Below are 13,602 nucleotides of genomic sequence, written 5' to 3' on the forward strand. Positions count from 1 at the left end.
CCGGCGCTCATTCGCCCGGTGTGCCGCACGCTTCGCACTCCACCTGTGTAACCGTGCGCTGGGCCGGATCGGCGGTCAGCCGCACGGCCGACAACTGGTTCCCCCATACACATCCCGAATCGAGTGCGACGACGTTGTCGCGCAGCATCAGGCCGAGTGCGGCCCAGTGTCCGAACACGACCGTCACGTCTTCCGTACGGCGCCCCGGCACGTCGAACCATGGCAGGTAGCCGGGCGGCGCGCTGTCGGGGCCGCCGTTCGCCTTGAATTCCATTGCGCCGTCGGGTGTGCAGAAGCGCACGCGCGTGAACGCGTTGAATGCGACGCGCATCCGGTCGCGTTTTTTCAGGTTCGGACTCCATTGATTCGGCTCGTTGCCGTACAGGCCTTGCAGCGTGTCGCGCCAGTCGGGCGCGCGCAGCGCGCGCTGGAGTTCGTCGGCGAGTTCGAGCACGAGCGTGGCGTCCCATTGAGGCAGCAAACCCGCATGCACGAGCAGCATCCCGTGCTCCGCGTGCACGAACGGGCGACGGCGGACCCAGTCGAGCAGCGCGTCGGCATCCGGCGCGTCGAGGATCTCGCCGATCGTGTCGCCAGGGCGTTCGGTACGCAGCCCGGCGGACACCGAGAGCAGGTGAAGGTCGTGGTTGCCGAGCACGACGGTCGCGCGCGGGCCGAGGTCGACGAGCGCGCGCAGCGCGGCGAGGGAACCTGGCCCGCGGTTGACGACGTCGCCGGCGATCCACAGCGGGGCGTCGGCGGGAGCCGCAAGCTTTTCGAGCAGCGACTGGAAAGCGGAATGACAGCCTTGGATGTCGCCGATGGCGATGGGGGTGCGGGTCATGAGAGGCAAGTTGTGACGAATCCGGGTGCTGATCAAAAAAGGGTGCGATCGCTTGCGGGCAACTTCGCGCGTAATCGGAGCAATTTTAACGTATTGATTTGAATGCGGATTTTTGGGCGGCAGAGGGTCCGACGGACTGTTTCAAGTTGTTAGCGGCATGGCTTTTGACCGAAGCCGCTTCTTATAATTGGCCGCTCCTCAACAAAATTAGCATTTCATGACTTTGGCGGTTAAGGTCAGCAGTTAGAATGCCCGCCTTGGGGGGACGCGCACGGTGACGTCGCGTTCGCAGTTCGTGGCGGCTCTTGCTTGAGGCACGCCATGTATGACTAAAGGGAGCCTCATGATTCTGGTGACGGGCGGCGCGGGTTTTATCGGCGCCAATTTCGTAATCGACTGGCTGCGTCAATCCGACGAGGCCGTGCTCAACGTCGACAAGCTTACCTACGCAGGCAACCTTCGTACGCTGCAATCGTTGAACGGAAGCCCGAAGCACGTATTCGCTCGCGTCGACATCTGCGATCGCGCGGCACTCGATACGCTGTTGGCCGCCCATCGGCCGCGCGCGATCCTGCATTTCGCAGCGGAAAGTCACGTCGATCGCTCGATTCACGGTCCGGCCGAGTTTGTTCAGACGAACGTGGTCGGTACCTTTACGCTGCTCGAAGCCGCGCGTCAGTACTGGAGTGCGTTGCCCGAGGTGGAGCAAGCCGGCTTCCGGTTCCTGCACGTGTCGACCGACGAAGTGTTCGGTTCGCTGTCCCCGGCCGATCCACAGTTCTCCGAAACGACACCGTATGCGCCCAACAGCCCGTACTCGGCGACGAAGGCGGGCTCCGATCACCTAGTGCGCGCGTACCACCATACATACGGTCTGCCGACGCTCACGACCAATTGCTCGAACAACTACGGGCCCTACCAGTTCCCCGAAAAGCTCATTCCGCTGATGATTGCCAATGCGCTCGCCGGCAAGCCTTTACCCGTCTACGGCGATGGTCAGAACGTGCGCGACTGGCTGTACGTCGGCGATCACTGCAGCGCGATCCGCGAAGTGCTCGCGCGCGGCGTGCCGGGCGAGACCTACAACGTCGGCGGCTGGAACGAAATGACGAACCTCGACGTCGTGCATACGCTGTGCGATCTGCTCGACAGCGCGCGGCCCAGGGCGCAAGGTTCGTATCGCGATCAGATTGCATACGTGAAGGATCGTCCGGGGCACGATCGCCGTTACGCGATCGACGCGCGCAAACTCGAGCGCGAGCTCGGCTGGAAACCGGCCGAGACGTTCGCGACCGGCCTCGCGAAGACGGTATCCTGGTATCTCGACAACCAGGCGTGGTCCGACGAGGTGGCATCGGGTGAATACCGCAAGTGGGTCGAGACCAACTACGCAGAGCGCGTTTGACAGGAGCGGCGATGACACGCAAGGGCATCATTCTCGCCGGCGGCTCAGGCACGCGGCTCTATCCGATCACGCACGCGGTCTCGAAGCAATTGCTGCCGGTGTACGACAAGCCGATGATCTATTATCCGCTGTCGACGCTGATGATCGCGGGCATCCGGGACGTGCTGATCATCTCGACACCGCAGGACACACCGCGCTTCGCGTCGATGCTCGGCGACGGCAGCCAGTGGGGGATGCATATCGAGTATGCGACGCAGCCGTCACCGGACGGGCTCGCGCAAGCGTTCGTCATCGGCCGGGACTTCGTCGGCAACGATCCGTCGGCGCTCATCCTCGGCGACAACATTTTCTACGGGCACGATCTCGCGAAGCAGCTCGAGCGCGCGAACGAGCGCGATGCAGGCGCGACCGTGTTCGCCTATCACGTGCACGACCCAGAGCGTTACGGCGTGGTGGAGTTCGACGGGAACTTCCGCGCGCTGTCGATCGAGGAGAAGCCCGCGAAACCGCGTTCTCAGTATGCGGTCACGGGGCTGTACTTCTATGACAACCGCGTGTGCGACATCGCGGCAGACATCAGGCCCTCGGCACGAGGCGAACTGGAAATCACCGACGTCAATTCGCGGTATCTCGCGGACGGCGCGTTGAACGTCGAGATCATGGGGCGTGGCTACGCGTGGCTCGATACCGGCACGCACGATTCCCTGATCGAGGCCGCGACGTTCATCGCGACGCTGCAGAAGCGTCAGGGGCTCGTGGTTGCGTGTCCTGAAGAGATCGCGTATCGCCGCAACTGGATCGACGCGGAGCAGGTGCTGAAACTGGCACAGCCGCTCGCGAAGAATGCCTACGGGCAGTATCTCCGGAACCTACTCACCCATCAGGTCGCATGGCAATCCACGTAACGTCAACGGTGCTGCCCGACGTCAAGCTCATCGAACCGAAGGTCTTCGGTGACGCGCGCGGCTATTTTTACGAGAGCTTCAACGCACGCGAATTCTCGCAAGGCGTTGGATCCGACGTCGAATTCGTTCAGGATAACCATTCGCGGTCGACCAAGGGTGTGCTGCGTGGGCTGCACTACCAGATCGAGCATGCGCAGGGCAAGCTCGTGCGCGTGATCGAGGGCGAGGTGTTCGACGTCGCGGTGGATATTCGCCGCAGCTCGCCGCATTTCGGCAAGTGGGTCGGCGTGGTCCTGTCGGCGGACAACCATCGTCAGCTTTGGGTGCCGCCGGGTTTCGCGCACGGTTTCATCGTGCTGTCGGAGGCCGCGCAATTCCTTTACAAGACCACCGACTACTGGTTTCCCGAGCACGAGCGCAGCATCGTCTGGAACGATGCGGAGATCGGCATCGCCTGGCCGATCGACGGTGAACCGGTCCTGGCGCCGAAGGACGCGGCAGGCAAGCGTCTGAGCGAGTCCGACGTCTATGCGTAAAAGCGACCTGAACGCCGTGCCGACGATCCTCGTAACGGGTGTGAACGGACAGGTCGGCTTCGAACTGCTGCGGACGCTGCAGGGGCTCGGCCGCGTGGTGCCGTGCGATCGGGCGACGCTCGACCTGTCCGATACCGATCGCGTGCGCGCATTCGTGCGTGACGTGAAGCCGTCGCTGATCGTCAACCCAGCCGCCTATACGGCGGTGGACCAGGCCGAGAACGACGTCGATGTCGCGCGTCGGCTGAACGCCGACGTGCCACGCGTCTTCGCCGAGGAAATGGCGCGCAGCGGCGGCGCGCTGGTTCACTACTCGACCGACTACGTGTTCGACGGCACGAAAGCGGGTGCGTACGAGGAAACCGACGCGACGAATCCCTTGAACGTCTACGGCGCGACGAAGCTCGACGGCGAACGGGCGATCGCGGCGACGGGATGTGCGCACCTGATCCTGCGAACGAGCTGGGTGTATGGCCGTCACGGCCGGAATTTCCTGCTGACGATGCTGAAGCTGGGGGCCGAGCGGCCGGCGTTGCGGATCGTCGCGGACCAGGTCGGTGCGCCGACCTGGGCGAGGACCATCGCGGCCGCCACGGCGCATATCGTCGCGCAGGGCGCGGCGTCGAGCGACACCGACTGGTGGGCAAGCCGCTCCGGTGTGTACCACCTCACGTCGGCTGGCGCGACCTCGTGGTGCGGCTTTGCCGAAGCCATCTTCGCGACCGCGAAGGTGGCGCCTGCGCCGCAGGTCGAGCCGATCGCGGCGAGCGAGTATCCGACGCCGGCGCAGCGGCCCGCGAATTCGAGATTGGCGCTGGACAAGCTGAGTGCGACGTTTGGGCTGCACATGCCGGACTGGCGCGAGGCGCTGGCGCTGTGTCTGGGCGAATGATCTCGGTCTGCCCGCATGCGTGCGACCGTCGAGCGGGCGCAGACCCGAATGGCGGTCGTGTCGGATCGATCGCAGGTGGACGGGCGCTGGCCGGCTTGACGACGACCGGTCCTGCGCATTCGGCCACGTTGAGGTGACCGTTCGGTAACGATTGGATGCCGATCGGGACCGATGTGGGGCCGGATGGTTGCGCGGCAAGCGTCTTCGGGCCTTTTCTGGCGGCCGTTCCGGGGTGACGGTCGTTTTCGGGGGATTGGCGCCGGCTATAATTCTGTTCCGGCCGAGTCTGGCATGACCGGCTGGCAACCACGCCGGCGGGTGTATGGATGTAAGTGGCGAAGGCGTTGGCTTCGCCAGCGAATACTAAATCTGGAGTGAATGTGATGTTAATCCCCGTCATCCTGTCCGGTGGTGCCGGTACGCGACTTTGGCCCGTTTCTCGCGAAGGGCATCCCAAACCGTTCATGAAGCTCGCCGATGGCGAGAGTCTGCTGCTGAAAACCTATCGTCGCGCCGCCGCGGTGGTAAGCGGCGGTGAGGATGTGCCGTGCGGAGAATTGCTGACGGTCACCAATCGCGACTACTACTTCATGAGCAAGGACGAATTCGTCGGCGCAGCGCTCGGAGAGCAGCGCCCTGGCGTATTCATGCTCGAGCCGGCCGGCCGAAACACCGCGCCCGCCGTGGCGATGGCGGCGCATCATGTTGCCGAAAAGTACGGGCGCGATGCGCTGATGCTGGTACTGGCGGCCGATCACCTGGTGCAGGACCAGAAAGGCTTCGTGGCCGCGGTCGCGAGCGCGGCCGAACTGGCGGAGCAGGGCCGGCTGGTGACGTTCGGCATCGTGCCGACGAGCCCGGATACCGGCTTCGGCTACATCGAGGCCGGGGAACCGGTCGGTGCCGGCCGTGCAGCGCTGCGCTTCGTCGAGAAGCCGGATGCTGCGAAGGCGGCCGAGTACCTGGCCGCCGGCAACTACCTGTGGAACTCGGGCATGTTCTGTTTCAAGGCCGGCGTCATTCTCGACGAGATGGCGCGTCATGCGCCGGACGTCGCCGCTGCCGCGGAATCGTGCTGGGCAGCTGTGCAGGAAGCGAACAAGGCGTCGACGCAGATGCTCGAGATTCCTGCCGAGGCATTCGAGAAAATGCCCGACATCTCGATCGACTATGCGGTGATGGAGCGCTCGTCGAACGTGGCGGTGGTGCCTTCGAGCTTCGGCTGGAGCGACATCGGTTCGTGGGGCGCGGTGCGTGACCTGGTCGAGCCGGACGAGGACAGCAACCGGGCCGTCGGCGACGCGATTTTTGTCGACAGCCGCAACATGTACGTGCAGACGCAGGATCGCGTGGTGGCGTCGGTCGGCGTGGCCGACCTGATGATCATCGATACGCCCGACGCATTGCTGGTCGCGCATCCCGACCGTGCGCAGGATGTGAAGCAGGTCGTCGCACGTCTGAAGAAACGCAATCACGACGCGTACAAGCTGCATCGCACGGTGAGCCGCCCGTGGGGCACCTATACGGTCCTGGAAGAAGGGCCGCGGTTCAAGATCAAGCGCATCGAAGTGAAGCCGGGCGGGAGCCTGAGCCTGCAGATGCACCATCACCGCAGCGAGCACTGGATCGTCGTGAGCGGGATGGCGAAGGTCGTCAACGGGGATCAGGAAATCTTCGTCCGGACCAACGAATCCACCTATATTCCTGCCGGCCACAAGCATCGCCTCGAGAATCCGGGCGTGCTGGACCTCGTGATGATCGAGGTGCAAAGCGGCGAATACCTGGGTGAAGACGACATCGTTCGTTTCCAAGATGTCTACGGGCGGGCTTGATGCTGGGCATGTTGAGAGCCCTTTGGGCCTATCGCGGCTTCATTCTGGGAAGCGTCAAGCGGGAATTTCAGTCCAAGTACCGTAATTCCCTGCTGGGCGCGGCATGGACTGTCCTCAACCCGCTCGCGATGATCGTCGTCTATACGGTGATTTTCTCGCGGGTCATGCATGCCCGGTTGCCGGGCGTGGACAGCACTTTCGCGTACAGCGTTCATCTGTGCGCGGGTGTGCTGCCGTGGGGCATGTTCGTGGAAGTCGTCAGTCGCGGACAGACTGCCTTTATCGACAATGCGAACCTGCTGAAGAAGCTGAGCTTTCCTCGGTTGTGCCTGCCGGTGATCGTGGTCGCCAATGCGCTGGTCGGTTTCGCGATCGTGTTCGCGCTGTTCACGGCGTTCCTGCTGATCAGCGGTAATTTTCCCGGCATTTCGTACCTCGCGGTTTTTCCGGTGCTGCTGGTGATGACGTTGTTCGCGATCGGTCTCGGTGTCACGCTGGGTGTGCTGAACGTATTTTTCCGCGATGTCGGGCAGTTCTTCGGGATCGTGCTGAACTTCTGGTTCTGGCTGACGCCGATCGTCTATTCGGTCAACATCCTGCCGGAGACCGTGAAGTCCGCGATGCGTTTCAATCCGATGGCACCGGTGATCCAGGCGTTCCAGGTCGTGCTGGTGCAGCGCGTATGGCCCGACTGGCAGACGCTTTGGCTGCCGGCCTTGCTGGGCGTCGGCCTGTGTCTTTTTGGCCTGGGCCTGTTCCGCAAACATGCGGGCGAAATGGTGGATGAACTTTGATGGGCACCATTACCGTTACCAATCTGGGCAAGGCCTACAAGCAGTATCCAACGCGCTGGTCCCGTCTCGTCGAGTGGATGGACCCGCGTCGCAAGGAGCATCACAAGCTTCATTGGGTGCTGCGCGACTTGAATTTCTCGGTGCAAGCGGGCGAGGCGCTCGGCATCATCGGCATCAACGGCGCGGGCAAGAGCACGCTGCTGAAAATGATCGTCGGAACCACGCAGCCGACCATCGGCAGCGTGACGATGACCGGGCGCGTGGCCGCACTGCTAGAACTCGGGATGGGGTTTCATCCGGATTTCACCGGGCGTCAGAACGTGATGATGGCCGGCCAATTGCTGGGCTATACCGTCGACGAGCTCACCGCGATGATGCCGGAAATCGAAGCGTTTGCCGAAATTGGCGAATACATCGATCAGCCGGTGCGTGTGTATTCAAGCGGCATGCAGATGCGTCTCGCGTTCAGTGTCGCGACGGCCCGCCGGCCCGACGTGCTGATCGTCGACGAGGCGTTGTCGGTCGGCGACGCCTATTTTCAGCACAAGAGTTTTGATCGCATCCGCGAGTTCGGCAGGCAGGGCACGACGTTGTTGATCGTCGCGCACGATAAGGCCGCGATTCAGGCCATTTGCGATCGCGCGATCCTGCTGAATGCCGGACGGCTGGAGATGGAAGGGCCGCCCGAGGCGGTCATGGATTTCTACAACGCGATGCTGGCCGATCGCGAGAACGGCGGTGTCAGGCAGGAGAAGCTGGACAGTGGCGCTGTGCAGACCATTTCGGGCACCGGCGAGGCGCTGATCGACGAGGTCACGTTGCTCGACCAGTCCGGCCAGCCGGTCGAGGTCATTGGCGTTGCGCAGCCCGTCGCTTTGCGCGTCAAGGTCAAGTGCGTGAAGGCGATTCCCGAGCTGGTCGTCGGATACATGATCAAGGATCGGCTTGGGCAGACGGTGTTCGGAACGAACACTTATCACCTCAAGCAGGTGCTGGTCGATCTCGCCGAAGGTCAGACGGTGGAATTGCGTTTCGAATTCCTGGCGAATATCGGTGTGGGCAGCTACTCGGTCGCCGTGGCACTGCATACGGGCGATGCGCATCTTGCAAATAACTATCAGTGGCGCGATCACGCGCTGGTGTTCAACGTCGTCAACATAAAGATGGATGACTTCGTCGGTGTGGCGTGGCTGCCGACGACGGTGAGGAGTTTGCCGTAGTGGACAGTTTTTATCGTGCGTTCGAGGACCGGCATCGCGGGTCGCGAGATCTCATCAAAAGCAGGCTGACGAAATACGCGGCATTCTTTCAGCCGCTGGCGGCATTGCATCCGGGGGCGATGACGTTCGACGTCGGGTGCGGTCGCGGCGAGTGGCTGGAGCTGATGATCGAAGCCGGTTTTGTCGCGTCGGGCGTGGATCTCGACGATGAGATGCTCGAAGCATGCCGTGAGCGAAATCTGCCGGTATCGAAGGGCGACGCGATCGAGCATCTCGCGACGCTCGAATCGAGCAGTCATGCGTTGATCTCGGCTTTTCATGTCGTCGAACACGTGAGCTTCGAGCAATTGAAGACGCTCGTGAGCGAAGCGTTACGCGTGTTGAAACCCGGTGGTCTGCTCATTCTCGAGACGCCCAATCCGGAAAACATCGCGGTGGCGACGTGCAACTTCTACATCGATCCGTCGCACCAGAAGCCGGTGCCGCCGCTGCTGCTTTCGTTCGTTGCCGAACACGCCGGGTTTGATCGTGTCAAGGTGGTGCGCCTGCAGGAACCCGAGGCGCTACACGATGCAGAGACGAAGGTTCACCTGTTGAACATCCTCGGTAGCGTGAGCCCCGACTACGCGATCGTCGCGCAGAAGGCAGCCGATTCGACGCAGGGCGCGTTCGATGCGGCATTCGATGCTGATTACGGTCTGACAATCGATGTCCTTGCCGATCGCTACGAAACACGGATTGCCTCGAGCCAATCTCATGTCGAGGCGAGAGTGGAACGTGCGGAGGAGGCGTTGCGGCAATCCGCAGAGCGGTGGAGCGAACTGGTTGACCGTCTGCAAACGGTGTCGGAGCAGTTGACGTCCGCGGAGGAGCGATATCAGCGCCTCGAGGAGCGAAATCGGCTGACCGACGAGTGGCGTCAGCTTGTCGACGAGCGGAGCCAGCTTGCCGATGCACGCAGCCAGTTGGTCGAAGAGCGGAGCCAACTGGTCGAAGAGCGGAGCCAGCTGGTCGACGGGGAACGCCAGCATCTCGAGCGCCAGGTGCGCGAACTGCAGGCGCGGCTTGAACAGGCCGAGGCCTTGATGCATCAGGCGAACGCGCAATTGCATGCGATGTATCACAGCACGTCGTGGAGAATTACCCGCCCGCTGCGCGCCGTAGCCCTTGTGCTGAGGGGACAGGGGAAGACGGTTTTCAAGACCGGACTGAAGCGTCTGATTCGGCGGGCTGCAAGCTTCGGCGAGCAGCACCCTTCGTTCAGGCGGTTCGCCGTTTCCGTGCTTAATCGATTTCCCGGCCTCAAGCAACGCCTGATCCCCGTTGTCTCAGGGACCGTGCGCCCCTATCATCCGCGACCTGATGTGCCGCCGGAAAGCCTGAGTCCGCGCGCGCAACAAATCCATGCTGCATTGGCTTTTGCAGCGAAGAGCTACAGCAAGAAGGAGGGGGTCTGATGCGGATCGTCATCGATATGCAGGGTGCGCAGAGCACCGGTTCTCGCAATCGAGGCATCGGCCGTTACACGCACGCGATTGCGAAAGGGTTGGTGCGGAATCGCGGCGAGCATGAAATTTTTCTGGCGTTGAGCGACCTGTTCCCCGAGACCATCGAGCCCATTCGCGAGGCGTTTTCCCACGTGCTGCCACTCGAAAACATTCGGGTCTGGCATGCTGCCGCGCCCGTGGCGCACGTCGAGAAATCCAACGATTGGCGGCGGCATGCTGCGGAACTGGGATTCGAGTCCTTCCTGTGCTCGTTGAAGCCGGATTTCATCTATGTCACGAGTCTGTTCGAAGGGCTCGGCGATGATGCGGTCACGAGCGTACATCGCCTGCAGCACGATATCCCGGTCGCGGTCACGCTGTACGACTTGATTCCATACATCAACCCCGATCCGTATCTGAACAATCCGGTTATCAAATCCTGGTATCTGGAGAAGATCGAGCATCTGCGTCGCGCTGATTTGTGGCTGGGTATTTCGGAGTCCTCGCGTCAGGAAGGTATCAAACATCTGGGGTTGCCCGCGGACTGCTCGATCAACATCGGCACCGATGCGGACGATGCATTCCAGTCCATCGACGTCTCTCCGGAACGTGAGGCGGCGTTACGAAAGCAATATGGGTTGACGAAACCGTTCGTCCTGTACACGGGCGGTATCGATCACCGCAAGAACGTCGAAGGCCTGATTCGGGCCTATGCACTTTTGCCGGAAGCGGTACGGCGCGATCACCAACTGGCGATCGTGTGTTCGGTGCAGCCTGCGAATCGGCAGGAACTCGAGCGTCTGGCGCAGCAACACGGCCTAAGCCAGGGCGAAGTGGTGCTGACCGGGTTCGTTCCGGACGAGGATCTGCTGTATTTCTACAACCTGTGCACGTTGTTCGTCTTCCCGTCGTGGCACGAGGGCTTCGGTTTGCCCGCACTGGAGGCGATGCGCTGCGGGGCTCCCGTCATTGGCGCCAATACCTCCAGTTTGCCGGAAGTTATCGGTTGGGACGACGCATTGTTCGATCCGCATTCCGACGCAGCGATCGCCGCTGCGATTCGGCGCGGCCTGACCGACGACGCGTTCCGCGAAGCGCTGATGCGGCACGGGAAAGAACAGTCGCGCCGGTTTTCGTGGGACGAAAGTGCACGCCGCACCGTTGCCGCCATGGAGCAGTGGCATGCTCGGGACAAGCAGCCGGCGCCTCGCCCCGAGTCGCGGCGCCCGAAGCTCGCCTATGTTTCGCCGCTGCCGCCGGCTCGTACCGGCATCGCGGACTACAGTGCCGAACTGCTGCCCGAGCTTGCGCATTTCTACGATATCGATGTCATCGTCGACCCCGATACCGCAGGGAATCCACGGTTCGACGGCGTAACGGTGAGATCTCCTCAGTGGTTTCTGGACAATGCCGACCTGTATGACCGAGTGGTCTATCACTTTGGCAATTCGTCCTTCCATCGCTACATGTTCCCGCTTCTGGATGTCGTGCCGGGCGTGGTGGTCCTGCACGACTTTTTCCTGTCGGGCATCGTGGCGGAAATGGACGGTCAGGGATGGCTGCCCGGCGGCTTGTCGCAGGCGCTGTACGAGAACCATGGCTACGCCAGTCTGGCCGAACGCCATCAACAAGCGGATCCCGCAGATATCGTCTGGAAGTACCCGTGCAGCCTCGAGGTGATTCAGAAGAGCCTCGGCCTGATCGTCCACTCCGCGAATTCGAAGCGCCAGGCCATGCGCTGGTATGGCGGCAACGTCGACGACTGGGTCGAGATTCCGCATATGCGCGCCAATGATGTCGACCTCGACAGGGCTGCTGCGCGTGCGGCGCTGGGTATTGCGGAAAGCGATTATCTGGTCTGCGCCTTCGGGTTGCTGGGGCCGATGAAGCTGAACCTTCAACTGCTGAAGGCCTGGGCAGCGTCCCGTCTGGCGAAAGACGCGACCTGTCATCTGGTTTTTGTCGGCGAGAACAACCCGGGGCAATACGGGCAGGAAGTGTCGCGCCTGATCCGAGAACTCGGTTCGAACGTCAACGTCCGGATCACCGGCTGGGCGGACATCTCGGTTTTCCGTCAGTATCTTGCCGCCGCCGATGTCGGCGTACAGTTGCGGACCTTGTCCAGAGGCGAGACGTCCGGCACCGTGCTGGATTGCATGAATTACGGCAAGGCCGTCATCGTCAACGCCAATGGCAGCATGGCCGATCTCGACGATGACGCCGTGTGGAAGCTACCGGACGCATTTACCGAGGAGCAGCTTGTCGAGGCGCTGGAGACCTTGCGCAGCGATACCGAGTTGCGGACGAAACTGGGGCGTACTGCGCGGCAGCTCATCGTGAGCCGCCATGCTCCGGCTCTGTGTGCGGAACAGTATCGGGATGCGATCGAGCGCTTCCACGTTGCCGGATTGGCTCATCCCGCGATCCTGGCGCGTGCGATCGTCGACGAGGCAGGAGTGGCCGAGGACAACCAGTTGCAGCAGGCTGCGGTGGCCATGGCCCGGAACGTCGTCCCGCGCAATGCCAAGCGGCAACTACTGGTCGATATCTCCGAACTCGTTCAGCACGATGCAAAGAGCGGCATTCAGCGCGTGGTGCGGAGTCTGGTCAAGGAGTGGCTGGAACATCCCCCCGTCGGGTTCAGGGTGGAACCGGTTTATGCGACGGCGGCACAATCGTATACCTACGCCCGTCGTTTTACGGCCAAGCTGATGGGTTTCGAAGACGCGTGGCTGCATGACGCGCCTGTCGATTATGGGCAGGGCGACCTGTTTCTCGGTCTGGACCTTGCGCCGGAACTCGTGCCTGCGCAGCGGGCGTTTTACCAGAAGCTTCGGCACCAGGGCGTGCAAGTCAAGTTTGTCGTGTACGACCTGCTGTGCATTTTCCTGCCCCAATATTTCGGGCCCGGCGTGGCGGAGAATTTCGGCAAATGGCTGGACGTCGTCGCGGAGAGCGACGGTGCGTTCTGCATTTCGGAGGCCGTTGCGGGCGATCTTGCCCGCTGGATGGCGCAGCATGCTCCCGAGCGTGCCGCCCGCTTCGCGATTGACTGGTTCCACCTGGGCGCGGATATTCAAAATTCCGTCGCGACATCGGGACTCCCTGCCGATGCCGGGCGCTTGCTCGAGACGCTCAAGAAATCTCCGTCGTTCCTGATGGTCGGAACGCTTGAACCCCGCAAGGGGCATGCCCAGATCCTGGATGCATTCGAGCGGCTCTGGCAGGAAGGTCGGCAGGTCAATCTCGTCCTGGTGGGCAAGCAAGGGTGGCTAGTCGGAGATTTGATTCCGCGGCTCAAGGGGCATCGGGAGCTCGGCCGCCGCTTGTTCTGGTTGGAAAGTATCAGCGACGAATACCTGGAAGCAGTTTATGCCGCGTCGTCGTGCCTGATCGCGGGTTCGTATGGCGAAGGTTTCGGCCTGCCGTTGATCGAGGCGGCCCAGCACGGGATCCCCATCATTGCCCGGGACATTCCCGTATTCCGGGAAGTCGCGGGGAATCATGCCTATTATTTCTCCAGTGAGACCGGCCAGGATCTGGCCGATGAAATCAACGCCTGGCTGGAACTTGAAAACAAGGGGCAGGCACCTTCACCCGAAGGCATGCCTTTCTTGACCTGGGCCCAAAGTTCTCGCGACTTGGCGAAGCTTTTTACAAAAAGCGCATCACTTTCGTAAGGAAAGA

The 13,602-nt window shown here is 62.1% G+C and carries 10 protein-coding genes; 9 read left to right on the forward strand and 1 reads right to left on the reverse strand.

Annotated elements, in window-relative coordinates; genetic code table 11:
- Window positions 1-7: 7 nt before the first annotated feature.
- A complete protein-coding gene (locus U5798_RS10595; protein WP_322082005.1) occupies window positions 8-844 on the reverse strand; it encodes a symmetrical bis(5'-nucleosyl)-tetraphosphatase in 837 nt (278 codons plus the stop codon).
- Window positions 845-1,187: 343 nt separating this feature from the next.
- On the opposite strand from U5798_RS10595, the gene rfbB reads away from it, so the two are divergent.
- From rfbB to U5798_RS10640, 9 genes are all read left to right on the forward strand, one after another.
- Window positions 1,188-2,249 (forward strand): dTDP-glucose 4,6-dehydratase, encoded by a 1,062-nt coding sequence (gene rfbB / locus U5798_RS10600; protein WP_322082006.1) that lies wholly within the window; start codon window positions 1,188-1,190, stop codon window positions 2,247-2,249.
- Between the two features lie 11 nt (window positions 2,250-2,260).
- Window positions 2,261-3,154, forward strand: coding sequence for a glucose-1-phosphate thymidylyltransferase RfbA (gene rfbA / locus U5798_RS10605; protein ID WP_322082007.1), 894 nt, complete (start codon window positions 2,261-2,263; stop codon window positions 3,152-3,154).
- Window positions 3,139-3,690, forward strand: a complete 552-nt coding sequence (gene rfbC, locus U5798_RS10610) for a dTDP-4-dehydrorhamnose 3,5-epimerase (protein WP_322082008.1) — start codon at window positions 3,139-3,141, stop codon at window positions 3,688-3,690. The genes rfbA and rfbC overlap by 16 nt, the downstream gene beginning before the upstream one ends.
- Window positions 3,683-4,582 carry a dTDP-4-dehydrorhamnose reductase gene (gene rfbD / locus U5798_RS10615; protein WP_322082009.1) on the forward strand — a complete coding sequence of 300 codons (900 nt, stop codon included), beginning with the start codon at window positions 3,683-3,685 and terminating at the stop codon, window positions 4,580-4,582. Before rfbC ends, rfbD begins: the two co-directional genes overlap by 8 nt.
- A 383-nt stretch (window positions 4,583-4,965) precedes the next feature.
- Window positions 4,966-6,414, forward strand: a complete 1,449-nt coding sequence (locus U5798_RS10620) for a mannose-1-phosphate guanylyltransferase/mannose-6-phosphate isomerase (RefSeq protein WP_322082010.1) — start codon at window positions 4,966-4,968, stop codon at window positions 6,412-6,414.
- Complete coding sequence (locus tag U5798_RS10625; protein ID WP_322082011.1) at window positions 6,414-7,208, forward strand: ABC transporter permease; 795 nt, start codon at window positions 6,414-6,416, stop codon at window positions 7,206-7,208. The genes U5798_RS10620 and U5798_RS10625 overlap by 1 nt, the downstream gene beginning before the upstream one ends.
- On the forward strand, window positions 7,208-8,428 hold the full coding sequence (locus U5798_RS10630) for an ABC transporter ATP-binding protein (RefSeq protein ID WP_322082012.1): 1,221 nt from the start codon (window positions 7,208-7,210) through the stop codon (window positions 8,426-8,428). The genes U5798_RS10625 and U5798_RS10630 overlap by 1 nt, the downstream gene beginning before the upstream one ends.
- Window positions 8,395-9,885, forward strand: coding sequence for a class I SAM-dependent methyltransferase (locus tag U5798_RS10635; protein WP_322082013.1), 1,491 nt, complete (start codon window positions 8,395-8,397; stop codon window positions 9,883-9,885). The genes U5798_RS10630 and U5798_RS10635 overlap by 34 nt, the downstream gene beginning before the upstream one ends.
- On the forward strand, window positions 9,885-13,595 hold the full coding sequence (locus U5798_RS10640; protein WP_322082014.1) for a glycosyltransferase: 3,711 nt from the start codon (window positions 9,885-9,887) through the stop codon (window positions 13,593-13,595). Before U5798_RS10635 ends, U5798_RS10640 begins: the two co-directional genes overlap by 1 nt.
- Window positions 13,596-13,602: the final 7 nt, after the last annotated feature.

This window comes from Burkholderia sp. BCC1972 (assembly GCF_905339605.1).
Lineage (GTDB): Bacteria > Pseudomonadota > Gammaproteobacteria > Burkholderiales > Burkholderiaceae > Burkholderia.

What these genes read in the sequence shown, in the direction of transcription:
- rfbC (WP_322082008.1), top strand. Translation starts at nt 3,139, where the DNA reads ATGGCAATCCACGTAACGTCAACGGTGCTGCCCGACGTCAAGCTCATC.
- U5798_RS10640 (WP_322082014.1), top strand. Translation starts at nt 9,885, where the DNA reads ATGCGGATCGTCATCGATATGCAGGGTGCGCAGAGCACCGGTTCTCGC.
- U5798_RS10595 (WP_322082005.1), bottom strand. Translation starts at nt 844, where the DNA reads ATGACCCGCACCCCCATCGCCATCGGCGACATCCAAGGCTGTCATTCC.
- U5798_RS10630 (WP_322082012.1), top strand. Translation starts at nt 7,208, where the DNA reads ATGGGCACCATTACCGTTACCAATCTGGGCAAGGCCTACAAGCAGTAT.
- rfbA (WP_322082007.1), top strand. Translation starts at nt 2,261, where the DNA reads ATGACACGCAAGGGCATCATTCTCGCCGGCGGCTCAGGCACGCGGCTC.
- U5798_RS10625 (WP_322082011.1), top strand. Translation starts at nt 6,414, where the DNA reads ATGCTGGGCATGTTGAGAGCCCTTTGGGCCTATCGCGGCTTCATTCTG.
- U5798_RS10620 (WP_322082010.1), top strand. Translation starts at nt 4,966, where the DNA reads ATGTTAATCCCCGTCATCCTGTCCGGTGGTGCCGGTACGCGACTTTGG.
- rfbB (WP_322082006.1), top strand. Translation starts at nt 1,188, where the DNA reads ATGATTCTGGTGACGGGCGGCGCGGGTTTTATCGGCGCCAATTTCGTA.
- rfbD (WP_322082009.1), top strand. Translation starts at nt 3,683, where the DNA reads ATGCGTAAAAGCGACCTGAACGCCGTGCCGACGATCCTCGTAACGGGT.